The organism is Mycobacteroides franklinii (assembly GCF_001853795.1).
Classification (GTDB): Bacteria; Actinomycetota; Actinomycetes; order Mycobacteriales; family Mycobacteriaceae; genus Mycobacterium; species Mycobacterium franklinii.
The window spans coordinates 1,878,521-1,900,319 of the sequence record NZ_MLIK01000019.1 but is presented as its reverse complement, the minus strand read 5'-3'; the positions used below and the strand labels follow the sequence as shown (position 1 = coordinate 1,900,319).

Here is a 21,799-nt window from a genome sequence, read left to right as displayed (position 1 = left end):
CCTAACCCCCGTGCACGTCCAAGCCGTGCCCGGCGGCGTACGCGACAGCTTGGGGCAGGTCGACTTTGGCGGCGATCAGGGTCGCGGTGGTCCACAGCGTCGGGTCGATGCGGGCACCACGCAGGTCGGCGCCGTCGAGCTTGAGGTTTTGGGTGCGGGCGCCGGTCAAGTCGGCGCCATGAAGGTTGGCCTTGCGCATATCGGTGCCCACCAGATTGGTCTCACGGAAGCGGCAGTCCGACAAATCCATCTCGCGCAGATCGAGGCCGCCGAGCGAGGACAGCGTGAAATCGGTTTCGATGAATTTCGACGGCCGCACCCGGCAATCGGTGAATGTGGAGCCCAGCAGGCTGCACTGCCGGAACTCCGAATGCCACAAAGATGTCCGACGGAAGGTGCAGTTCCGGAAGGCCGAACCTATATGCAGCGACTCGGTGAGATTGGCCCCGCTGAAATCACACTCGGTGAAAACCACACGCTCGGTGCGCAGTTCACGGAAGTCCTCGTCGTAGAAGGTCTCTGCGGTGATCTCGCGATCAGTCCAGTGCTCGGCCATGACTGCCATCATGCCGGTCGGGTGTGACGGCACGCCACGTCTTGCCGTGGGGCGGCATCACGTGGTGGTTACGACAAGTTTCCCGCTCGCATGGCCCGCTTCCATCGCCCTGTGCGCCTCAATGATCTGGTCGAAGCTGTAGACACGGTCGATAGGAATGGCAATGTCGCCGGCGGCGGCCCCGTCGAGATATTCCTGCAGAACGTGTGCGGGCAAGTCGGCAGCACCCCCTCCGTAGGAGGTGAGGCGGACGCCCCGCGGGATGTACTCAATCGGGTAGAACTCATCCACCGTCCATTGGTTGGACAACATCCCGGTGAAACACACCACCCCATGCACACGTGTGGCACGCAGGGTGTCGGGAAGTGTTGGGGTGCCGACAAGTTCCAGAGCGGTATCGACACCGCCGGGGAGAAGATCACGGACTTGGCGCGCTATCTGGCCGTCGTCGATAAGAACGTGGTCAACGCCAATCCTGGCTAGCGCGTTGACTTTCCCCGGGTTCCGCGTGGTGGAGAACACGGTCATACTGCGCTGTTTGGCCAAGACTGCGGTGGCCATACCGATCGAGGATGTGCCGCCACGAATCAGGAGTGACTGACCGTCGGCGACATCCAGGCCTACCGTCAAGGATCCATATGAGGTTTGCAGCATCTCCGGTACGGCACCAAGTGTGGCCCAATCCAGGTCACTGGAAAACGCGGTGACTTGGGCGGCGGGCACACAGGTGTATTCGGCGTATCCGCCGTCGAACTGCCGGCCCATGCCACCCATGATGGCCATCACCTGCTGGCCCACCGTGAACTCTCCGCCGGGGCACGCCGCCACCACACCGGTCGCTTCGATGCCGAGGACCCGGGGGAAGGTGACCCCCTCCGCTAGGCCTAGGCGGGTGTGCAGTTCAGATCTGTTCAAGCCAAACGCTTTCACCGCAATAAGCACCCAGCCTTCGGCTGGCTCAGGGACCGGCAACTGCCGGATTCTCAGAGCTTCCGAAGGCCCGGGGGCGTCCAACACGATGGCCCGCATGGTCATGTTCACGATACCGTTCCGCTCTTTCCTTCCACTGCACGGACTTTGGTCAAAATCGTGGTGAACTGCCGTAGCTCGCCAGCGGATAGCGCCACACCCAGACGAGCGGAGAGTTCTTCCTCCAGCGCCACTTTCGCCTGGGCTAGCAGGCGGCTACCCGACGGCGTCAATTCGATGACCGAGGAACGTCCGTCTTCGGGATTGGGCCGTCGCCGACAGTGCCCGGAGCCCTCGATGCGATCGACCAGCTTGCTGGTGCCACCGACCGTGATGAGCAATTCGGTGGCGATGTCGTTGACCCGACATTGGCCGCGTCTCTCGATGACCCGCATCGGCTCGTAGCGACTCAGTGGCAGATCAAAGTCGGTGCGCAACCGCGCATCCACTGCGTTCCACAGTTCGATCTGCCATCTGACCAGCTCACTGAAGATCAGCTCTAAATTCGCCATCGCCCATCCGCCCAGCTCGTGAACTTTACCTTCCATGGAATATATCATCGGCGCTTCGAGTACTGTATTCCATGGAATACAAATTCTCGGACAATGAGATGGGAACCAGATGACCAACGAGCACGACATCAGGGAACTGCTCTCCACGTATGAGCAAGCACTGAACAACAGCGACGCGACCTTGGCGGCCTCGTGCTATGCCACCGACGGCGTCTTCCTGCCGACCGCTCAGCCCACGGCGACTGGGGACGGACTGCGCCAAGCATATGAACAGATTTTCGATGCCATTCGCCTCAATGTGACGTTCACCATCGATGAACTCGTCGTCGCGAGCGACGACATTGCGTATGCCCTGACTCGCAGCAAGGGCACTCAGACCGTGCTGTCCGACGACGCCCGAAGCGCCGAGTCCAACCGCGAGGTGTTTGTCATCCACAAAGAAAACGGTGCGTGGAAAATCGCCCGCTACATGTTCAACAAGTCGGAATAACCCCACGCGCAGGCCGGCCAACCGACGGCGGTGTGGCCGGGCTGCGCGCAAAGGTTGGAAATCAGTAGGCAATTGACACTACGGTGGGCGGGGTTCGCGGGCCCTGGGCGGCGCGGCCCGCTGAGAGGAAGGTCGTCCTCTGCCTACGCAAGCGCGACACGATCATCGAATTACCCGCCGGACAAGCATCTTTGGCCTCACACCGCGTTGCAGTAGCCGAGTGCACCATCGAAGTACGGATACCACTGCAGATAACGCGGCAGTATTGCCGTCGGCCTGCCCAATCGGACGGTGCAGCAAGATAATCGTGGAGGCAGGCTACTCTTCCGAGGACGCGCATGGAGAGAGGATGGCCTGTCGTGTGGAAGATACTGTTCCATGAACCCCGGATCGCGCCCAACACCGGGAACGCGATCCGGATGGTGGCGGGCACCGGGTGCGAGCTTCATCTGGTGGACCCGCTGTTCGACCTGTCGGAGGCCAAGGTGCGCCGCGCAGGTCTGGACTATCACGACATGGCGTCGGTGACAGTCCACGAAAGCCTTTCCGCTGCTTGGGAATCGCTGCGGCCGCAACGGGTGTACGCCTTCACCGCGCATGCCAGCGTCAGGTATGCCGATATCGCTTATCAGCCCGGCGATGTGCTGTTGTTCGGCCCGGAGCCCACCGGTCTGGCCCCCGAGGTGCTTGCCGACCCGCACATCACCGAGAAGGTGCGCATCCCGCTGCTACCCGGCCGCAGGTCGCTGAACCTGTCCAATGCCGCCGCGATTGTCGCGTACGAGGCCTGGCGTCAGCACGGTTTCGAAGGCAGCGTCTAACGGAAGTCCCGCGAGGTAGCACGGACCCGAAGATCCAGCGGACGCAGCTGATCGGCTACCACGGAAACGGCACCGCTGGCGTTTTGCACCTGGCCACGGACGATCAATGCCTGCGCGGTCACCGCCAGCTTGCGGTGACGCGCCCATAGACCCACCGAGCACACCACATTCACCATGCCTGTCTCGTCCTCGAGGTTGATAAACGTCACCCCGGCCGCTGTCGCGGGCCGTTGGCGATGAGTAACCGCCCCCGCCACCAACACTCGCGACCCGTCGGGCACGTCCAAGAGCCCCTTGGCCGGAACGACACCCAGCTCGTCGAGGTGTTCTCGCAGGAACTGGGTGGGATACGCGTCGGGAGTGACCCCGGTGGCCCACACGTCGGCGGCAGCCTGTGTCACCTCGCCCATCGCCGGAAGCTCCGGGATGCGTGAGGACACTCCGACACCGGGCAACCGGTCGGGCCGCTGAGCGGCGGCCGCGCCCGCCACCCACAGCGCCTCACGCCGGGACATGCCGAAACAGCCCAACGCGCCCCCGGTGGCCAGGGCCTCGACCTGCGCCGTGGTCAGCTGGATGCGGCCAGTCAGATCGAGCAGAGAAGCGAACGCGCCATGAGCTTTTCGTTCCTCGACGATCGCCTGCGCCAGGTCGCCGCCGATGTGACGGACAGCGCCCAGGCCGATCCGCACCTCCAGGCCCGCCTTCTCCAACGTGGCGTACGACAGGCTGGCGTTCACATCGGGGCCGTGCACGGCGACACCGTGCCGACGCGCATCGGCCACCAAGGACTGTGGCGAGTAGAAGCCCATGGGCTGTGCGCGCAGCAGGGCCGCGCAGAACGCGGCCGGGTGATGCAGCTTGAACCAGGACGAATAGAACACCAACGACGCGAAGCTCTGCGCGTGACTCTCCGGGAACCCGAAGTTGGCGAAAGCGTAGAGCTTTTCGTAGATCCGGTCAGCCAGCTCACCGGTGATGCCATGCAGATCCCGCATGCCCTCATAAAACCTGCCGCGCAGCCGTTCCATCCGTTCCGGTGACCGTTTGGAACCCATGGCCCGGCGCAGCTGATCGGATTCGGCGGGGCTGAACCCGGCGACATCGACGGCCAGCTGCATCAGTTGCTCCTGAAACAGCGGTACCCCGAGCGTCTTGCCCAACGCAGCTGCCATGGACGGGTGGTCGAACACCACGGGGTCAATCTTGTTGAACCGCCGGATGTATGGATGCACCGAGCCGCCCTGGATGGGCCCGGGCCGGATCAGCGCCACCTCCACCACCAGGTCATAAAAGCACTTGGGCTTCAGTCGGGGCAGCGTGGCCATCTGGGCGCGCGACTCCACCTGAAACACCCCCACCGAATCGGCGCGGGCCAGCATCTCGTAGACCGCCTGCTCCTTCAGGTCGATGTGGGCCAGGTCCACATCGATGCCCTTGTGCTCGCGAACCAGGTCGATGCAATAGTGCAGCGCCGAGAGCATGCCAAGCCCCAGCAGATCGAACTTCACCAAACCCACTGCTGCACAATCATCTTTGTCCCATTGCAGCACACTGCGGTTCTCCATGCGCGCCCATTCGACGGGCACCACGTCCGCCAGTGGCCGATCGCAGATGACCATGCCGCCGGAGTGGATGCCCATATGGCGGGGAAAATTCTTGATCTGCTGCGCCAGCTGGATCACCCGCGGCGGGATGCCGTCGACCTCCGCCGCGTCGGCCATGCCGCCCCAATGCCCCAGCTGTTTACTCCAGGCATCCTGCTGCCCCTGTGCGAACCCGAGGGCTTTGGCCATGTCCCGCACGGCCATTCGGCCACGATAGGTGATCACATTGGCCACCTGCGCCGCATACTCGCGACCGTATTTGTTGTAGACGTACTGGATGGCCTGTTCCCGCTCATCCGATTCGATATCGATGTCAATGTCCGGCGGTCCGTCACGGGCCGTTGACAGGAATCGTTCGAACAACAAACCATTGGCCACCGGGTCCACGTTGGTGACCCCAAGCGCATAACAGACCGCCGAATTGGCGGCGGAACCGCGACCCTGGCACAGAATGTCGCTGCGACGGCAGAATTGGGTGATGTCGTGCACTACCAGGAAATAGCCCAGAAAATTCAGCTGCGCAATGATTTCCAGCTCACGCTCGATTTGAGCGTAGGCCTTCTCCGCGCCCGCCCGGGGACCGTATCGGAGCCGGGCACCTTCGAGAGCCAGATGCCGCAACCAGCTGTCCTCGGTGTGCCCGGCCGGGACATCGAACGGCGGCAACTGTGGAGCGATGAGCCGTAGATCGAAGGCGCACGCCTCCCCTAGCTCGGCGGCCGCCGTCACCACCTCCGGACAGTGCGAAAACAGCCGTGCCATCTCATCCCCGGAACGCAGATGCGCCCCGCCCACCGGATCCAGCCAGCCCGCCGCGTCATCGAGGCTCTTACGTGCCCGTACCGCAGCCATCGCCATGGCCAGGCGCCCGCTCTGCGGTGTGGCGAAATGCGCTGCCGTGGTGGCGATGACACCTACCCCGAAGGCCGAGGCTAGCGCGGCGAGCTCCGCGTTGCGTTCATCCTCATCCGGGTGGCCGTGTCTGCTGAGCTCGACACTGACGCGATCGGCGCCGAATCGGGCGACCAGATCGGCCAGCGCCTTGCCCGCCGCAGCGGGGCCGCCACCGGAAAGTGCTCGTCGCACATGGCCCTTGCGGCACCCGGTCAGAATGTGCCAGTGCCCTCCGGCCGCCTCCGTGAGCGCATCAAGGTCATAGCGCGGCTTACCCTTTCGGTCTTTGGGCATTCCGCCCGATAAGTGCGCGGCCGCCATCTGTCGCGACAACCTTCGATACCCCTCCTGGCCGCGAGCCAGCACCAGTAGATGTACCGAGTCCTCCGTATTGCCCTGCCCCCCAAGAGATAGTTCCGCACCGAACACGGTGGACAGGCCGAGCTCCTTGGCGGCTTCCGCGAAGCGGACGACCCCGTAGAAACCGTCGTGATCGGTAATGGCCAGTGCCTTGAGATCCAGACGCGCAGCCTCTTGCGCCATCTCCTCCGGCAGGCTGGCGCCGTCGAGAAAGCTGAACGCCGAATGCGCGTGCAGCTCCGCGTAAGGCACCGCCGACCGCCCGCGCTCCCGCGTGGGCGGCTCGTAGGGCGGGCGCTTGCGGCTCCACGCCGGACCATCCCCACCGTCACCCGGCGGGGCGTGACTATTGAGGCGCCCGTCAAGCACCCGCTCCATTTCCGCCCAGGTCGGCGGACCCTGCGACCAGCCCACCCGATCAGTATATCGAACATTTGTTCGGATATGCCCGGCTGGATATCTCCGACATGCCGCTTTCAGCTAAGTAACTATCTAGTTATTGATATTTGAGAATACGTTCGCTAGCCTTCAGGACAACGGGGCAGACAACCCTGCGGAACGTACTCAGCCAAGGAGAGATCGTTATGAAAGCCATTGTCATGACAGGCGCCAACCAACCCTGGCAGGTACAGGAGGTGCCCACCCCCACCGCAGAACCCGGCCAGATTCTGGTCAAGGTCCATGCCTCCGGCATGTGCTACACCGATGCCTGGGCAACCCAGGGCTTCGGCGGCGACATCTACCCACAAACCCCCGGCCACGAAATCGTCGGCGAAGTTGTCGAGGTCGGCGCCGGCGTGCACACCCGCCAGCTAGGAGACAGAGTGGGCGCCACGTGGGTGCAATCTGCCTGCGGGCGCTGCGCCTACTGTCGGGAAAACCGCCCCTTGACCGGCCAAACCGCCATGAACTGCGCGAACCCACGAACCTCAGGGTTCTCCGCGCAGGGCGGTCATGCCGAATACGTCGCACTCGCGGCCGAGGGCACCGTGCTCTTGCCGGACGGGCTCCCCTACGAGCTGGCCGCACCCATGATGTGCGCCGGATACACCACCTGGAGCAGCTTCCGGGACGCCGCACCGCAGCCGCATGAACGGGTGGCGGTGGTAGGTATCGGCGGTCTTGGGCACGTCGCAGTCCAACTTTCCAAGGCCAGCGGATTCGAGACCATCGCGATCACGCACTCCCCCGATAAACGAGACCTGGCCCTGCAGCTCGGGGCAGATCATGTCGTCGCAAACGGAAAAGAGCTGTTCGAACTGGGTGGCGCCGACATCCTGATGGTCACCACAAACGCGTTCTCCGCCGCCCAGGAGGCCATGACCGGACTGCGACCGGACGGTCGCGTAGCTCTCAGCGGCCTGGACTTCAACCACCCATTCTCGATCTCGTCCGAAGGTGTGCCCTTTCACATGATGCGACAGAAGGTGATCGGTTCGACGCACGGTGGCCTTCAGCGACTTGCCGAAGTGCTCGATTACGCCGCAAAGGGGCGAGTGAAGCCCATCGTGCAGACCTACTCCTTGGATCAGGCCACCGAGGCATACGACCGTCTCGTATCCGGGCAGGTGCGTTTCCGCGGAGTCTTCACTCCATTTGCAACCGGCTAGCCTGCATCCCGCAACGCGCAGGTCGGGGTCAGCGGACTCACCGTCATCCCGACCTGCGCCGCTGACCAATCATGCGGCCGCTTGGCTCTAGGCTCAGAGCTATGCCGCCCGACGCCTCAGCCACCAAGAAGCGTCTGCTCGATGCCGCATATGCCGAGTTCGCCGAGCATGGGCTCGCCGGTGCGCGCGTCGACCGGATCGGCGCCGCCGCCGAGGCCAACAAACGGCTGCTCTACGTGTACTTCACCAATAAGGAAACGCTGTTCGATACCGTCGTCGCGCATTCCATCCAGCGCATGTCCGATGCGGTCCCGTTCACCCCGGACGATCTGCCCGGCTACGCGGGCGCCCTGTTCGATCACCTCATCGAGCATCCCGAGCACCTGAGACTTGCCACGTGGGCACAGCTGGAACGGCCGGTAGCCGGCCCGGCAGAAACCGCGGCCTACGCGGCGAAAGTCCAATCCATCGCCGAGACATGGTTACCCACAGGCGATATGGAGCCCGCCGATATTTTGGCGCTCACGCTCGGGCTGACCACCGCGTGGCTCGGCGCATCGCCGGCCCTGCGCGGCCTCGCCACGTCTGAGCCCTTCTCCCCCGAACGCCTGGCCGTTCACCGCGGCGCACTCATCGCAACAGTCGAGGCCCTCTTAGGCGTCGCGGCGCGATGAGCACATCGGACGCCACGTTCCTCGATTCCATCGCCGACGAACTGGCAGCACTTCCCACGGTCGAAGCGGTGACACTGGGCGGTTCTCGAGCACAGGGAACCCATCGACCGGACAGCGATTGGGATCTGGCGATCTACTACCGCGGCGGCTTCGACCCCGAGGACCTGCGCCAGATCGGGTGGGAAGGGGAGGTCTCCGAAATCGGCGCGTGGGGCGGCGGGGTGTTCAACGGCGGTGCGTGGCTTCATATCGATGACCGCGACGTCGACGTGCACTATCGCGATCTGGCGCACGCCAAGGAACAGCTGATACGCGCGGAGCGGGGCGAATTCCACATCGAGCCGCTGATGTTCCACCTCGCGGGGATCCCCAGCTACCTGGTGGTGGGCGAGCTTGCCCTCAACAAGGTCTTGCACGGCATCCTGCCGTGCCCGGATTACCCTGCCGCGCTTCGTGAATCGGCACCCGATGTGTGGTCGGCACGCGCCGCGCTGAACCTGCTCTACGCGAAGAAGAATCACGCACCGCACGGACGGGTAACTCAGTGTGCCGGGCTGTTAGCGGTCGCGGCGCTGGAGTATGCCCACGCGTCACTGGCCGCACGCGGCGAATGGGTGACCAACGAGAAGGCCCTGCTTGATCGCGCCGGAATGTCCGATGTACACACGATTCTCGGCGGGCTGACAGCTGACCCTGTCGCGCTCGCTCGGGCATGCACAGAGATTCGCGCGCTCGGCGCAGGTGTCCACTAACCCGGCGATCTAGGCCGGAACGGGTCTCCGCAATCCAAAGATGTTGCGATACAAAAGAAAAGCTTGTCGCAGAACATCTCGATCAACCGCTCAAGCGGTCAGGGGCCGACCCTCCCGACGAATTAGGTGAGGACGAGAATCGCCTCATCCATATCTCCCGCAGAGCGGATACGGTCAGTACGCCGATTGCCACACCTAGCGGGCTTAGCACCGGCATGGTCAGCGGCGGGCGCAGTACCAAAACCACTAGAGCCAGCGAAGCGCACGAAATCATCACCGTCGCGACCCCGATCCAACGCCGTACCATGACCACCTCGGCCAGGGCGGTAGCGATCACGACAATGCCCGCAAGCTGAGCAAGAATCATCGGCCCGTCCAGTCCCGCAGGTAAATACTCGGCGTAGCGCGGCGATGTCGACGATCCCAGCCCATGCCCGAAGAGTTCAAGATCTTCGACACTCATGAATCGCCAACCGCTACCGAACGGCCGCACCGCCGTCAGCATGCCGACTACGTAAATCCACCAGGCGCCGGTACCTACCGCTCGGATCATGTAGAAAGTCTTGCTTCTGCCCATCAATAGACCGAAACCTCGTCGACTCTGATGAAAAGCCACTCGACCACCTGCCGCGCGACGCCGACCTCGAGCCCTACAAACCGTAGCTCACCTTGATCCGCCCGAACCCGTATCATGGCCAGTCCGAAAACACGTGAAAGCGGGTCTTGCCGCAGTTCCACCGTTCGCACCAGCGCCAGCGGAATCACCCAAAATGACCTATGCCACAACGTCTTCGACGTGACATACACCAGAGTGCCATCAAGCACGCCCCACCGATACGTCCGGTAACGCTGTAGCGGCCGAAGCACCACCCACACCACCGCGCATGACATACACAGCAACCCCAGTGCGCCGAAGACGTGCTGCTGTGGGGTTGCGGCATCGGAGGGTAACGCGGTCACCGCCCACACCGCGGCGATCATGGCAACCAGAGGGATGCACGCCAGTGCGTATTGGATGGCCCAGAGCACCGGTGCCGATCTGCTGGCCCTGCGTTCGACCAGCGCACTGGGCGTCACCCGCTCTGCTGACACCACATCCATCACCGTTCATCCCCCACCGTCGGAGCGAACCGATGCATCCACACCTGCCGTATCGCGACGGCCACAAGCACGAAAGACAGCACCGCGGCCGGCGACCAGATGATCGTATGGTCGAGCTCGCCGAACGCGTAGGCGATCAGGCCCAACGAGGCGAACGGAATGACCACCGACACCCCCGCGGTCCATCGCCGAACGACGACCAACTCGACGATGGCCGCAACCACCACCACACCGAACGCAACCCAGGCCACCGCGCCCGCCAACTGCACGGTGGGATCAAACGGCACGTAATCGGCATACCGGCGCGGCGCGGCGTCGGTAAGCGGCGTGTACGCGGTCCACCCGTAATCCCAGCCCTGCAGGCTCAATCCCCGGTTCACCAGGACGGCAACCACGAATACCCACCAGGCAATGTTGCCCGTGACGCGAGCAGCACTGACTACCTGGATGCGCGACATTCCTGGAGTATCCCTTACGGCTAACTCGGCGACGACGAACGTGTCACACATCGTTGACGAAATACCCCAAAACGGCAACGATGACTCCAGGCGGGCCGATAAGCGGCCTAACAGTCTCAGGGGTAAGCACGTGAAATACATCGTCACCGGCGGCACCGGATTCATCGGACGACGGATCGTGACCCGAATCCTCGAGACCCAACCGGGCGCCGACGTCGCCGTCCTGGTGCGGCGCGAATCCCTGTCACGCTTCGAAAAGATCGCCGAACAATGGGATGACCGCGTACAGCCGCTGGTCGGTGACCTCACTCAGCCCGATCTCGGCCTGCCCACCGAAGGCGATCCGATCACCGCCGACCACATCGTGCACTGTGCCGCGATCTACGACATCACCGTCGACGACGCGGCACAGCGCGCCGCGAACGTCGAGGGCACCCGATCGGTCATCGCACTTGCCAAGCGCGCCGACGCCACCCTGCACCACATCTCCTCCATCGCGGTCGCGGGAAGCTACGAAGGCGAATTCACCGAAGAAGACTTCGACGTCAACCAGGACCTGCCGACGCCCTACCACCAGACCAAGTTCGAGGCCGAACTGCTGGTGCGCTCGGAACCCGGTCTGCGCTACCGGATTTACCGACCCGCCGTCGTCGTCGGCGATTCCAGAACAGGCGAGATGGACAAGATCGATGGTCCGTATTACTTCTTCGGAGTCTTCGCGAAGCTGGCCAAGTTACCCAACTTCACTCCGATGCTGCTGCCCAAGGCCGGGCGTTCCAACATTGTTCCGGTCGATTACGTCGTCGACGCCACCGTCGAGCTGATGCATCAGGAGGGGCGCGACGGGCAGGCCTTCCACCTGACCAACCCCGAAGTGACGTACCTGCGCGACATCTACTCCGGCATCGCAGCCGCCGCTGGCCTGCCGCCGATGCGCGGCTCACTTCCGCACGCCGTGGCCACTCCGTTCCTACGGGCCCGCGGCACGCTCAAGGTCTGGCGCAACATGGTGGTCACTCAGCTGGGCATCCCGCCCGAGATCATCGACATCACCGAGATCATGCCCACCTTCGTTTCCGAATCGACACAAGAAGCGTTGCGTCCCAGCGGAATTAAAGTACCGTCGTTCGGCAGCTACGCCGGCAGGCTGTATCAGTACTGGCGCAGGAACCTGGACCCCGAGCGGTACCGTCGCGATGACCCCGCCGGACCACTGGTCGGCCGGCACGTCATCATCACCGGCGCATCCAGTGGCATCGGACGTGCCGCGGCCATCGCGGTCGCCAAGCGTGGCGGCACGGTCTTCGTGGTGGCGCGCGACGGGGAGGCACTCGATCAACTGGTCACGGAGATTCGCGAGGACGGCGGCAAGGCCCACGCGTTCCCCTGCGACCTCACCGATTACGCCGCCGTCGACGACACCGTCAAGAGCATCCTCGGCCAGTTCGGTCATGTGGACTATCTGGTCAACAATGCCGGCCGCTCGATTCGCCGCTCGGTGGTGAACACCGTCGACCGATTCCATGACTACGAACGGGTCATGGCGATCAATTATTTCGGCGCCGTCCGGCTGGTGTTGGCCCTTCTCCCCCATTGGCGGGAAAGGAAATTCGGCCATGTCGTCAATGTGTCGACGGCCGGTGTCCAGACCCGGAACCCCAAGTACGCGTCCTACATTCCGACCAAGGCGGCGCTGGACGCGTTCGCCGATGTGGTGGCGACCGAGACGGTATCCGATCACATCACCTTCACCAATATCCATATGCCACTGGTGAAAACACCGATGATCGCGCCCTCGAACAAGCTCAATGTGGTGCGCGGGCTCACCCCCGAACACGCGGCCGCCATGGTGGTACGCGGTCTTATCGAGAAGCCGACACGCATCGACCACCCGATGGGCACCTTCGCCGATATCGGGCAGTACCTCACGCCGAAGCTGAGCCGGCGGGTTCTGCATCAGATGTACCTGGCATACCCGGATTCCAAGGCGGCCCGTGGGCTCGAACCCGTCGATGACCGTCAGGACCTGTCGACCTCACGACGCCGCCCCAGGGCAGCCAAACGCGTTGCGGCCGTGTCGCGGTTACGCGTTCCAGGTCCGGTGATGAAGGTGGTACGCCTCATCCCCGGAGTGCATTGGTGACCTCCCGGGCCATCCGGGGACCCGCCTCGATGGCTCCGTCAAGATAACCCGGGTGACCGCTCGCCGTTTCGGTACCTGCCCAATGGATGTCACCAACCGGCGCCGAAGGCATCGGCATGACCACCTCGGCGATACCGATATCCAGCAGCGCCATATACCCACCGCCGGCGTCTTCGAATCCGTACTAGCCACCATTCAGTCAGTCGTATGACTTTTACTATGCGTGGCGCTCCACCGCTTGTCGAATCCGTGTACAGAGCTAACTGGCGGTAGGTTGACGTCCATGGTTCCTGTTTTTGCCGACGTCGATACCGGAGTGGACGACGCACTGGGATTGCTCTATCTCCTTGCTAGCGAGAATGTGGAGATCGTCGGTATCGCTTCTACTGCGGGCAATGTCTCGGTGGACCATGTTTGCGCGAACAATCTGGGTCTGCTGGAGCTGTGCAAGGCGCCGCAGATCCCAGTATCCAAGGGTGTCGCCGAACCGTTGAGCGCGGCGCTACGTACCGCCGAAGACACACACGGTCCCACCGGAATCGGGTATGCCGCACTGCCGGACTCCACCCGCACGCTCACCGATCATGATTCGGCCGAGGCCTGGGTAAAAGCCGCGCGTGCCCACCCTGGCGAGCTGGTGGGCTTGGCGACCGGCCCGCTCACCAATCTGGCACTGGCCCTGCGCACCGAACCCGAACTGCCCAAACTTCTCAAACGGCTCGTGATCATGGGCGGCTCCTTCGACTACCCCGGCAACACCACGCCGGTGGCGGAATGGAATGTCGTCGTGGACCCGGGCGCCACGGCAGAGGTGTACGCCGCCTGGGGAGCCGCTGGCGTACAAGAACTCCCGATCGTGTGCGGCCTGAATCTCACCGAGACGATCGCCATGACACCGGAGCATCTGGTCAGGCTGGCCGATGCCGCGGGCGCTACCACCACCCCGCTGTCGGTGCTCGACTCTCCATCGAGCCGATCCTCGGCGAGCAACTCGGTGCTGCGGTTCATCGAAGATGCGGCGCGGTTCTACTTCGAATTTCACATGAAGCAGGACGAAGGCTTTCTGGCGCATATGCACGATCCCTTCGCCGCCGCGGTGGCACTGGATCCATCACTCGTCCAAACCCGTTCCGCAACCGTCGATGTCGAGCTGACGGGCGATCTGACGCGCGCGATGACCATCGCGGACTGGAAGGGCCAGTGGGGCCAGAAACCCAACGCGCAGATCGCGGTGGAGACCGATCCCGAAGTGTTCTTCCAGCGGTTCATCGAGCGAGTGAGCGCGTTCGCACGGAAAGTCGACGAAACCAGCTGACCTTCGCCCGTCATTCATATACGCCCTCCACATACCAACGCTGCCTGCGGAAATGCAGGAGCAGCGCCTGTCCACCGCCCTTGTCTTCGAGTAGCACCTGAGCCCTGGCCGCCACACCCGCGGCCTTACGCCCCAGAGGTTCATCACCCGAAACGAAGAGCGGTTCCTGCTCCTCCCACCATCTCTCGTCGATCGGCCACGGCCCCGCCCACCAACTCAACTCCCAGCCCCCATTGCCCCGCCGGACCCTGGCCGGTTCTCCTGAGAACATTCCCCGTCCGGTCACCATCACCGGCGCTCCGTCGACATCCAACAATTCCACCGGTTCATCGGATAACACCACCGGAGCCGGATCGGGCAGCTTCCCGGGCCATGGGGCGCCGGGGTCGGCGCGCGGCCTCAGCTCATCCCCTAAGGGCACCAAGGTAATTCGTTCGGCCGGACCGCGCCCGCCGCTGACCACTCCCACCTGTACCGACTCCTCTCCCAACAGATCCTGAACCCTCGTCAACGCGCGTCGCGCCCGCTGCCGCTCCTCAGCGCCCACCGCCCCCCACAACGTCAGCTGCAACGCCTCGGCCGTCACCACCTCGACCGGCTCCAGCCGCAACATCGCCACCGGCCCATCCAGAGAACGTCGCCGGGCAAGCCAACCGTCGAGCTGCCAGCGCACACGGTCGGCGGTCGCCTCCTCGGTGAGCGGTTCGGCACACCGCCACACCCGAGACAGCTCCTGGCCGTCCACTGTGACGGCGTGAATAGCCAACCGGGAGCAGGCCACTCCGGCCGCGGACAGCGTCTCGTGCAGGCTCACCGCCAACGTCCGCCCCGCGAAGGCCGCGGCATCGACTCGATCGATCGGCGGATCGCAGGACAACTCGACTCCCAGCTCGGCTGGAACCACATGCCCCGAGGGCGGGCGCTGTGGTTCGGCTCGCGCATGTCGATGTGCCAGCACCGCGTCATCGTCGAACCTCGAGGCGACATCCGACCGCGCCAGTTCCGCAAAAGCACCGATGGTACGAATACCCATGCGCCACAACAGGTCAACCAAGTCTTCACGTTGCGGGCAGCACAGACTGGGCTCGGCGGACATCTCCTTGATCGACAACGCAGCCAGGAATCGCGCATCCCCACCGGGCGCCACCAGTGCCGCATGCCGCGCGGCGTACACCGCCGTGGACATCTGATCGGCGATTCCCACCTGGCATTCGGCTCCGGCCACCGACACCGCATCGGCCAGCCGTTCTGCCGCGGTCTGCTCACTGCCGAAGTACCGGGCGGCTCCGGTCACCGGCAGTGCCAGCAGCCCGGGACGCAGAATCTCGGCCCCCGGCACCAGATCATCCACTGCCGCGATCATCGGTTCGAAGAATCGCGCATCACGATCGGCGTCGGCCACCGCGATATGCAGCTGCGGACACCGAGCCTGGGCTTCGCGTCGCCGCATACCCCGGCGTACTCCCAGCGCCCGCGCGGCCGCAGTGCATGCCGTCACCCTGTTGGCCAGGGTCACCGCCACGGGCCGGGTAGCAGGAAGATCCGCCATCGCCGCGGCGGCCACCGCAGGCCAGTCCGGGCACCAAATCGCCAGCACCCGTGGCGCTTTGCGCCGTCCTTTCCCTGGTCTTTCAGGCAGATCTGATCGCGCCACGGCCGCCACACACCTCCCGACCACCACGCCCACGCGTCCGTACCGCTGTTCGCACCCCACGGATCCGCCCCAGACCGCGGGCCGACACCCCGTCATAGCCGATCACCTGCGCCCGCAATCGCAGCGAGGCGCCTTCCCAGTCCCCATCGACGGCCAGCAGCGTGCATCCGTTGCTGTGTGCCCGGGCCACTATCGCGCGCGCCGACGTCGAGGTCACCCGTCGGCCGCCCAGACCCAGCACCACCAGATCCATCCCGTCCATGAGCACCGAGGCCACCTCCACCGCACTCAGACCCGGGTGGGGAATCAACGCCAGACGGCTTAGGTCCGCGCCCCGCTCCACCGCCGCCAACACGCTCACATCGGGCATGCCCACAATCGCGGCATATCCGCCCGCGGCGGTCACCGAAGCCACCACCTCCAGGGGCAGTGACCGGGCCCCGCTGGCCACCGCGACCGTGCCGCGCCGCAACACGTGACCTATCGATCTGGCCAGCGCATCGGACCCCGGCAGCAAAGACTGAGCGTCCGGCAGTGCCTCCTGAAACCGGCCAGCCGAAGACCGATCCCCACCGACCTTCCCCGATATCGTCGCCATCTGCTGCCGGAGCTTTTGCAGCTGGTCAGCACGGTTAACCAGCGCTTCATCGGCGGCCGCCACAGCCGTCACAACCGCACCTCCAGACACACCTGACTAGAACGTATGTTCGATGCCTGGAGTAAACACCTCGCCACCGACAACCGTCAAGGCGGGCAGAGGCTATCTGGCGACACGCCGCGTTGCGGTGGATTCGTGTCGCACATGTCCGCCACGAGGCGGCGGTCGACGGGCCTGGTTTCAGTCGAGCTGGCGGGTGTGCGCCCAGCGCGTCAACGCGTTGCGATTGGACTGCTGAGTCTTGCGCAGCACATTGGAGGCGTGCGTTTCCACCGTCTTGACCGAGATCACCAAATCCTCGGCAATCTCCCGGTAGGTGTATCCCCGGGCCAGGAGCCGCAGCACCTCGAGCTCACGCGGAGTCAACGAATCCAGCTCGGGATCCAATACCGGCTCGGGGCTATTCGAGCGCCCGGTGAAGGAATCGAGCACAAATCCGGCCAGCCGCGGGCTGAACACCGCATCCCCACCGGCCACCCGGCGCACCGCGTCGGCGAGCTCGCTCCCCGAAATCGTCTTGGTGACATAGCCTCTGGCGCCCGACCTGATCACCGCGATGACATCCTCGGCGGCATCGGACACGCTGAGCGCAAGAAACACCGGGCCGGAGCCGCCGACTCCGTTGATGACGGCGACCCCACCGCCAGAAGGCATGTGCACATCGAGTAACACCACATCCGGTGCGCTGGCACGAATCCCGGCGACTGCCTCAACAACCGACCCGGCCTCGCCCACGATCTCGATATCCGATTCACCGGCCAGCTCGGCCCGCACCCCGGACCGAAACACCCCATGATCGTCGACCAGGAATACCCGCAGCATCACTCTTCCCTCTCGTCGACGTCGTTGGTCTTGTACGGCATGATAATTCGCACCTCGGTGCCCTTACCGATCTCCGACTTGATCTGCACCTGCCCACCTCGGCGCATCACCCTGGCCTTGATGGAACGCGCGATGCCCTGCCGATCCTGCGGCACCTCGTCGGGATCAAACCCCTTACCCCGATCCCTGACGAAGACGCTGATCTGGCCGGGTTCCACCTCGGCGTACAGGTTGATATCCGATTGCCCGGAATGCTTGGCAGCGTTGACCAACGCCTCACGGGTGGCCCCGACCAACGCACGCCCGGTCTCGGGCTCACGTGCCAGATCGGCATCGCCGACGATCACCGAATTGACCACCACGGTGTGCGTGTCCTCGACCTCCCCGGCCACGGTGCGCAACTCCTGCCCCAGCGACGAGTCCGACGACGCCCCCGAGGAGAACAGCCAGCTGCGCAGCTCCCGTTCCTGGCTGCGGGCCAGGCGCAACACCTCGTTGGGATTGTCGGTGCGTTTCTGGATCAGTGCCAGCGTCTGGAGCACCGAATCATGCAGATGCGAGGCGATCTCGTCGCGTTCCTCGGTACGGATACGTGCGGCGCGCTCGATGCCGAGCGCACGCCACAACCGCAACCACAGCGGCACCGTCAACAACACCGCGCCCACCAAAGTGGCCGCAATGGCCACCAGCGAGTCGCGCAAAGAGGACAGGTCCACATTGCGCAGAACCACCACTGCGATCCCGCCGAAAACCAGCGCCGCACCGGCGATCACCCGAACCAACGTCAGTATCGACGGCCTGCCGGGCGCTCCCAGTACCGCCAAACTTGGCCCCTGCGCATCGAATTCGCGCCACACCACTGCAAGACCGGTCAGCGCCAACACCGTCGGGAAGACCAATGACGCCGCCGAACCGCTGACCGTCGACATCAAAATGATCAGCGCGGCAAGGCTTAACAGCAACAGCCCGGTGGCCCGCCTGCGGTCGGTAGCGCTGACGGCCGCGACATCGTCGCCCGGCGGCATCAGCATCCACAGCAGTCCATAGGCCACGATGCCCATCCCGCTGGCGGCTCCGAGCACCGCGAAGGCCAACCGCACCCGGAACACCGGGACATCGAGATGATCGGCGAGCCCACCGGCGACACCGGCCACCACTCGCCCACCGGTACGCCGGCGCAGCGGCGGGGCGGCGGTCAGCCGATTTCCGCCGGCGAAGGCATTCCGGAACCTGGGACTCACCTCTGCGATACTGCCATGGCAAAGCTCCGCATGGCATCGGGCTTATCCCTGAAGCCGTATTGCAAAGATCAGGGTGAATCCTGATGGCGGACATGCCCGCGGCTGGGCACCATAGCTGTCATGGACACGGATACCACCACCAAACGGACGCCGTCCTCCACGCTGGGAGACATGTGGCGGACTCGTCCGTTGCGGCTGCCCGGACACGGCAAGCTCGCCGGTATCGCCGCGGGAATCGGCTACCGCTACAACGTGGATCCGCTACTGGTTCGCGTAATTTTCGTGGTCACAACGATTTTCGGTGGCGCAGGCGCCATCATGTACGTGGCGTGCTGGCTGCTCATGCCCACCGCCCGCTACACCACCCCATATCACGAGTCCAAGGTGAAGATGGTCTTCTGGATCATCGTCCTGCTGCTCCTCGGCGGACCGTTCATCGACCCCGATCGCGACCCATGGGGATTCGTCAGCGCCGCGGTCCTGCTCGGTGGCTGGTATCTGCTCTATCAGCGCCAGACCGAACCCCCCTCGGCTCCGGCGGCTTCTGCCGATCAGCCTCCCGTCACCACGGATGACCAATCGGACACCGTGACGGCCCCGGTCGACGTGACCACAACAGAAGCCGGGCCACTGTCGGTACCACTGCCGCCGCCCCCGCCCACATGGAACCCACCCGGAATGTCGCCCTTCGCCTGGGATCTGCCCGATCCGACTCCGCTGCCCGCACCACCGGCCAAACCCAAGTCCCGCGTGGCCCCGGTGACCATCGGCGCGATGCTCATCGTCAGCGCAGTACTCGTGGCCATCGGACTGCTCGGCGGCAGCTGGGTGACGCCGGTGGAGGTCACCGCGGCGGCGCTGGTCATCGTGGGTGTGGGCATGCTGGTGGGTGCCTGGCTCCGCAGCGGCTACGCCCTGCTCTTTCTGGCAGTCCCGCTGGCCGGATTCGTCATCGTGGCATCCTCGATAGGCCCGCTGGAGGTGTCTCTCAACATCGGCGACCAAAGCTACCGCGTCACAGAGGCTTCCGAGATCGACGACTACTACGAGGTCGGCATCGGCACCATCACCCTTGACCTGACGGAGGTCACACTCACCGGCGACAAGACGGTGAACCTCGACGTCGGGATGGGCGATATCCACGTGCTGGTTCCGTCCTCCATGAACGTGCGAAGCAGATGTGAGGTGAGCGTCGGCAGTTTCGACTGCCTGCCCTCACCAGCCGGCGCCGGCCCGGTACTGACCATCAACGCCACGGCCAACGTAGGAAGTATTGAGGTGCAACGTGTCTGAGAACACCGACGAACCAGTGACCAACGCCGATAGTGCCGACTCCGAGGTGCAGAATCAGGCGGAATCCGCACCTGAGGCCGTCGACAGCGAGAAGACCAGGCCCTCCATCACCCTTGCCCTGTCCGGACTGATCGCCGTGCTCGTCGGCGGGTGGGCCCTCACCGGCGAGGACTTCGTCGCGCTGATTCACAGCGATCTGCTCGGCTGGGTCGCCATCGCCATAGCGATAGCCATCGGCGTTGCGCTGGTGGCAGTTCCGACCCGGCATAACCGCAGTTAGAGGATCACTCCCATTCGATGGTGCCGGGCGGCTTGCTGGTGATGTCCAGTACCACCCGGTTCACCTCGGGAACCTCGTTGGTGATTCGCGTCGAGATCCGCTCCAGCACCTCGTAGGGCAGCCGCGTCCAGTCCGCGGTCATCGCGTCCTCACTGGAGACCGGTCGCAACACGATGGGATGCCCGTACGTGCGTCCATCGCCCTGTACCCCGACCGAGCGCACATCGGCCAACAGCACCACCGGGCACTGCCAGATATTGCGATCTTGGCCTGCCGCGGTAAGTTCCTCGCGCGCAATGGCATCAGCACGGCGCAGGGTATCCAGCCGATCAGCAGTGACCTCGCCGACGATCCTGATGGCCAGACCCGGCCCCGGGAAGGGCTGGCGGCCAACGATCTCCTCAGGTAGGCCCAGTTCGCGGCCGACAGCACGCACCTCGTCCTTGAACAGCAGCCGTAGCGGCTCCACCAAGGTAAAGGTCAGGTCCTCGGGCAACCCGCCCACATTGTGGTGGCTCTTGATGTTGGCCGTACCGCTGCCACCCCCGGACTCGACAACATCCGGGTACAGCGTGCCCTGCACCAAAAACTCGATTCCGTCCTCGGAATTGCCGATCGCATCGGAGACAGCGCCCTCGAACGCCCGGATGAACTCACGGCCAATGATCTTGCGTTTGGTTTCCGGGTCACTGACACCGGCGAGCTCACCGAGGAACTTCTCCGCTACATCAACAGTCACCAGCTTGGCGCCGGTGGCTGCCACGAAATCGTGCTCCACCTGCGCACGCTCTCCGCTGCGCAGCAGACCGTGGTCAACGAACACACAGGTCAGCCTGTCTCCGATGGCGCGCTGCACCAGGGCTGCCGCCACCGCCGAATCCACCCCACCAGAGAGCCCGCACAATGCGCGGCCGTCACCGATCTGCGCGCGCACCTGCTCGACCAGGGTCTCGGCGATATTGGCTGCCGTCCACGCCGACTCAATGCCCGCGAACTCGTGCAGAAAGCGGCTGAGCACCTGTTGCCCGTGCGGCGAATGCAGCACCTCGGGGTGATACTGCACCCCGGCCAGGCGCCGCGCCCGGTTCTCGAACGCCGCCACGGGAGCGCCCTCGCTGCTGGCGACCACGGTAAAGCCTTGAGGCGCTTCGGTTACCGCATCGCCGTGGCTCATCCACACGGGCTGGACGTCGGGCAAACCGTCGTGCAGGTCTCCGCCCACCACGTTCAGCTCGGTGCGGCCGTACTCGCTGGTGCCGGTGTGCGCGACGGTTCCGCCGAGCACCTGCGCCATGGCCTGAAAGCCGTAACAGATGCCGAAAACCGGAATGTCCAAATCGAATACGCCGGGGTCGAGCTGGGGTGCACCCTCTTCATAGACGCTCGACGGGCCACCGGACAGCACGATCGCCCGGGGATTACGTTCCTTGATCTCCTCGATACTCGCCGAGTGAGGGATCACCTCAGAGAACACCCGCGCCTCACGCACGCGACGTGCGATCAGCTGTGCGTACTGTGCCCCGAAGTCGATGACCAGAACCGGTCGGTCGCCATGCTGCTCCGTTTGCGCCACCGGCTTAGCTTAGTGG

General features: G+C 64.3%; 22 protein-coding genes. 9 read left to right on the top strand and 13 right to left on the bottom strand.

The window, feature by feature from the left end; all coding sequences use genetic code 11:
• Position 1: 1 nt before the first annotated feature.
• The 3 genes from BKG76_RS16855 to BKG76_RS16845 are packed head-to-tail and all read right to left on the bottom strand — an operon-like array spanning position 2 to position 2,073.
• A complete protein-coding gene (locus tag BKG76_RS16855; RefSeq protein ID WP_070939307.1) occupies positions 2-556 on the bottom strand; it encodes a pentapeptide repeat-containing protein in 555 nt (184 codons plus the stop codon).
• Positions 557-613: 57 nt separating this feature from the next.
• Complete coding sequence (locus tag BKG76_RS16850; protein ID WP_070939305.1) at positions 614-1,585, bottom strand: zinc-binding alcohol dehydrogenase family protein; 972 nt, start codon at positions 1,583-1,585, stop codon at positions 614-616.
• Between the two features lie 8 nt (positions 1,586-1,593).
• Complete coding sequence (locus BKG76_RS16845) at positions 1,594-2,073, bottom strand: MarR family winged helix-turn-helix transcriptional regulator (protein ID WP_236737578.1); 480 nt, start codon at positions 2,071-2,073, stop codon at positions 1,594-1,596.
• A gap of 73 nt (positions 2,074-2,146) precedes the next feature.
• Here BKG76_RS16845 and BKG76_RS16840 point away from each other — a divergent pair, with 73 nt between their 5' ends.
• Both BKG76_RS16840 and BKG76_RS16835 read left to right on the top strand, forming a co-directional pair.
• On the top strand, positions 2,147-2,527 hold the full coding sequence (locus tag BKG76_RS16840) for a YybH family protein (protein WP_070938614.1): 381 nt from the start codon (positions 2,147-2,149) through the stop codon (positions 2,525-2,527).
• Positions 2,528-2,886: 359 nt separating this feature from the next.
• A complete protein-coding gene (locus BKG76_RS16835) occupies positions 2,887-3,348 on the top strand; it encodes a tRNA (cytidine(34)-2'-O)-methyltransferase (RefSeq protein ID WP_070939304.1) in 462 nt (153 codons plus the stop codon).
• On the opposite strand, the gene BKG76_RS16830 is transcribed toward BKG76_RS16835, so the two are convergent.
• Positions 3,345-6,623, bottom strand: coding sequence for an error-prone DNA polymerase (locus tag BKG76_RS16830; RefSeq protein WP_070938613.1), 3,279 nt, complete (start codon positions 6,621-6,623; stop codon positions 3,345-3,347). The genes BKG76_RS16835 and BKG76_RS16830 overlap by 4 nt on opposite strands.
• Positions 6,624-6,793: 170 nt before the next feature.
• Here BKG76_RS16830 and BKG76_RS16825 point away from each other — a divergent pair, with 170 nt between their 5' ends.
• The 3 genes from BKG76_RS16825 (at position 6,794) to BKG76_RS16815 (ending at position 9,245) form a co-directional block, all read left to right on the top strand.
• Positions 6,794-7,819: an alcohol dehydrogenase catalytic domain-containing protein gene (locus BKG76_RS16825; RefSeq protein WP_070938612.1), complete on the top strand. Its 1,026-nt coding sequence runs from the start codon at positions 6,794-6,796 to the stop codon at positions 7,817-7,819.
• A 101-nt stretch (positions 7,820-7,920) separates the two neighbouring features.
• The gene (locus BKG76_RS16820; RefSeq protein WP_070938611.1) at positions 7,921-8,493 is read left to right on the top strand and encodes a TetR family transcriptional regulator; all 573 of its coding nucleotides are present in this window, start codon (positions 7,921-7,923) and stop codon (positions 8,491-8,493) included.
• Positions 8,490-9,245 carry a nucleotidyltransferase domain-containing protein gene (locus BKG76_RS16815; RefSeq protein ID WP_070938610.1) on the top strand — a complete coding sequence of 252 codons (756 nt, stop codon included), beginning with the start codon at positions 8,490-8,492 and terminating at the stop codon, positions 9,243-9,245. Before BKG76_RS16820 ends, BKG76_RS16815 begins: the two co-directional genes overlap by 4 nt.
• An 82-nt stretch (positions 9,246-9,327) precedes the next feature.
• Here BKG76_RS16815 and BKG76_RS16810 read toward each other — a convergent pair whose 3' ends face one another.
• The 3 genes from BKG76_RS16810 to BKG76_RS16800 are packed head-to-tail and all read right to left on the bottom strand — an operon-like array spanning position 9,328 to position 10,804.
• On the bottom strand, positions 9,328-9,822 hold the full coding sequence (locus BKG76_RS16810; protein ID WP_070938609.1) for a hypothetical protein: 495 nt from the start codon (positions 9,820-9,822) through the stop codon (positions 9,328-9,330).
• Positions 9,822-10,337 carry a PH domain-containing protein gene (locus BKG76_RS16805; RefSeq protein ID WP_236737603.1) on the bottom strand — a complete coding sequence of 172 codons (516 nt, stop codon included), beginning with the start codon at positions 10,335-10,337 and terminating at the stop codon, positions 9,822-9,824. The genes BKG76_RS16810 and BKG76_RS16805 overlap by 1 nt, the downstream gene beginning before the upstream one ends.
• An 8-nt stretch (positions 10,338-10,345) precedes the next feature.
• A complete protein-coding gene (locus BKG76_RS16800) occupies positions 10,346-10,804 on the bottom strand; it encodes a hypothetical protein (RefSeq protein WP_070938607.1) in 459 nt (152 codons plus the stop codon).
• Positions 10,805-10,934: 130 nt separating this feature from the next.
• Between BKG76_RS16800 and BKG76_RS16795 the strand changes: the two genes are divergently transcribed.
• The gene (locus tag BKG76_RS16795; protein WP_070938606.1) at positions 10,935-12,947 is read left to right on the top strand and encodes an SDR family oxidoreductase; all 2,013 of its coding nucleotides are present in this window, start codon (positions 10,935-10,937) and stop codon (positions 12,945-12,947) included.
• On the opposite strand, the gene BKG76_RS24890 is transcribed toward BKG76_RS16795, so the two are convergent.
• Positions 12,925-13,101: an FAD-dependent oxidoreductase gene (locus BKG76_RS24890; RefSeq protein ID WP_109420776.1), complete on the bottom strand. Its 177-nt coding sequence runs from the start codon at positions 13,099-13,101 to the stop codon at positions 12,925-12,927. The genes BKG76_RS16795 and BKG76_RS24890 overlap by 23 nt on opposite strands.
• Before the next feature lie 129 nt (positions 13,102-13,230).
• Between BKG76_RS24890 and BKG76_RS16790 the strand changes: the two genes are divergently transcribed.
• Entirely contained in the window at positions 13,231-14,262 is a 1,032-nt protein-coding gene (locus BKG76_RS16790) for a nucleoside hydrolase (protein WP_070938605.1), read from the top strand.
• Positions 14,263-14,272: 10 nt separating this feature from the next.
• Here the strand turns inward: BKG76_RS16790 and BKG76_RS16785 are convergent, their stop codons facing one another.
• The 4 genes from BKG76_RS16785 to BKG76_RS16770 all read right to left on the bottom strand — a co-directional run bounded on the left by BKG76_RS16785 (position 14,273) and on the right by BKG76_RS16770 (position 18,595).
• Complete coding sequence (locus BKG76_RS16785) at positions 14,273-15,916, bottom strand: DNA polymerase Y family protein (protein ID WP_207543768.1); 1,644 nt, start codon at positions 15,914-15,916, stop codon at positions 14,273-14,275.
• The gene (locus BKG76_RS16780) at positions 15,894-16,586 is read right to left on the bottom strand and encodes a hypothetical protein (RefSeq protein WP_070939303.1); all 693 of its coding nucleotides are present in this window, start codon (positions 16,584-16,586) and stop codon (positions 15,894-15,896) included. The genes BKG76_RS16785 and BKG76_RS16780 overlap by 23 nt, the downstream gene beginning before the upstream one ends.
• 168 nt (positions 16,587-16,754) lie before the next feature.
• On the bottom strand, positions 16,755-17,396 hold the full coding sequence (locus tag BKG76_RS16775) for a response regulator (protein WP_070938604.1): 642 nt from the start codon (positions 17,394-17,396) through the stop codon (positions 16,755-16,757).
• Positions 17,396-18,595 (bottom strand): ATP-binding protein, encoded by a 1,200-nt coding sequence (locus BKG76_RS16770; RefSeq protein WP_207543786.1) that lies wholly within the window; start codon positions 18,593-18,595, stop codon positions 17,396-17,398. Before BKG76_RS16770 ends, BKG76_RS16775 begins: the two co-directional genes overlap by 1 nt.
• Positions 18,596-18,757: 162 nt before the next feature.
• Between BKG76_RS16770 and BKG76_RS16765 the strand changes: the two genes are divergently transcribed.
• Positions 18,758-19,930, top strand: coding sequence for a PspC domain-containing protein (locus BKG76_RS16765; protein WP_070938603.1), 1,173 nt, complete (start codon positions 18,758-18,760; stop codon positions 19,928-19,930).
• Positions 19,923-20,210: a hypothetical protein gene (locus BKG76_RS16760; RefSeq protein WP_070938602.1), complete on the top strand. Its 288-nt coding sequence runs from the start codon at positions 19,923-19,925 to the stop codon at positions 20,208-20,210. Before BKG76_RS16765 ends, BKG76_RS16760 begins: the two co-directional genes overlap by 8 nt.
• Positions 20,211-20,214: 4 nt before the next feature.
• Here BKG76_RS16760 and guaA read toward each other — a convergent pair whose 3' ends face one another.
• Entirely contained in the window at positions 20,215-21,783 is a 1,569-nt protein-coding gene (gene guaA, locus BKG76_RS16755; RefSeq protein ID WP_070938601.1) for a glutamine-hydrolyzing GMP synthase, read from the bottom strand.
• Between the last annotated feature and the right edge of the window lie 16 nt (positions 21,784-21,799).

Coding starts and splice junctions, on each gene's coding strand:
- BKG76_RS16850 (WP_070939305.1), bottom strand. CDS start 1,585: ATGCGGGCCATCGTGTTGGACGCCCCCGGGCCTTCGGAAGCTCTGAGA.
- BKG76_RS16845 (WP_236737578.1), bottom strand. CDS start 2,073: ATGGAAGGTAAAGTTCACGAGCTGGGCGGATGGGCGATGGCGAATTTA.
- BKG76_RS24890 (WP_109420776.1), bottom strand. CDS start 13,101: ATGGCGCTGCTGGATATCGGTATCGCCGAGGTGGTCATGCCGATGCCT.
- BKG76_RS16840 (WP_070938614.1), top strand. CDS start 2,147: ATGACCAACGAGCACGACATCAGGGAACTGCTCTCCACGTATGAGCAA.
- BKG76_RS16815 (WP_070938610.1), top strand. CDS start 8,490: ATGAGCACATCGGACGCCACGTTCCTCGATTCCATCGCCGACGAACTG.
- BKG76_RS16820 (WP_070938611.1), top strand. CDS start 7,921: ATGCCGCCCGACGCCTCAGCCACCAAGAAGCGTCTGCTCGATGCCGCA.
- BKG76_RS16775 (WP_070938604.1), bottom strand. CDS start 17,396: ATGCTGCGGGTATTCCTGGTCGACGATCATGGGGTGTTTCGGTCCGGG.
- BKG76_RS16765 (WP_070938603.1), top strand. CDS start 18,758: ATGGACACGGATACCACCACCAAACGGACGCCGTCCTCCACGCTGGGA.
- BKG76_RS16790 (WP_070938605.1), top strand. CDS start 13,231: ATGGTTCCTGTTTTTGCCGACGTCGATACCGGAGTGGACGACGCACTG.
- BKG76_RS16825 (WP_070938612.1), top strand. CDS start 6,794: ATGAAAGCCATTGTCATGACAGGCGCCAACCAACCCTGGCAGGTACAG.
- BKG76_RS16810 (WP_070938609.1), bottom strand. CDS start 9,822: ATGGGCAGAAGCAAGACTTTCTACATGATCCGAGCGGTAGGTACCGGC.
- BKG76_RS16855 (WP_070939307.1), bottom strand. CDS start 556: ATGGCCGAGCACTGGACTGATCGCGAGATCACCGCAGAGACCTTCTAC.
- BKG76_RS16800 (WP_070938607.1), bottom strand. CDS start 10,804: ATGTCGCGCATCCAGGTAGTCAGTGCTGCTCGCGTCACGGGCAACATT.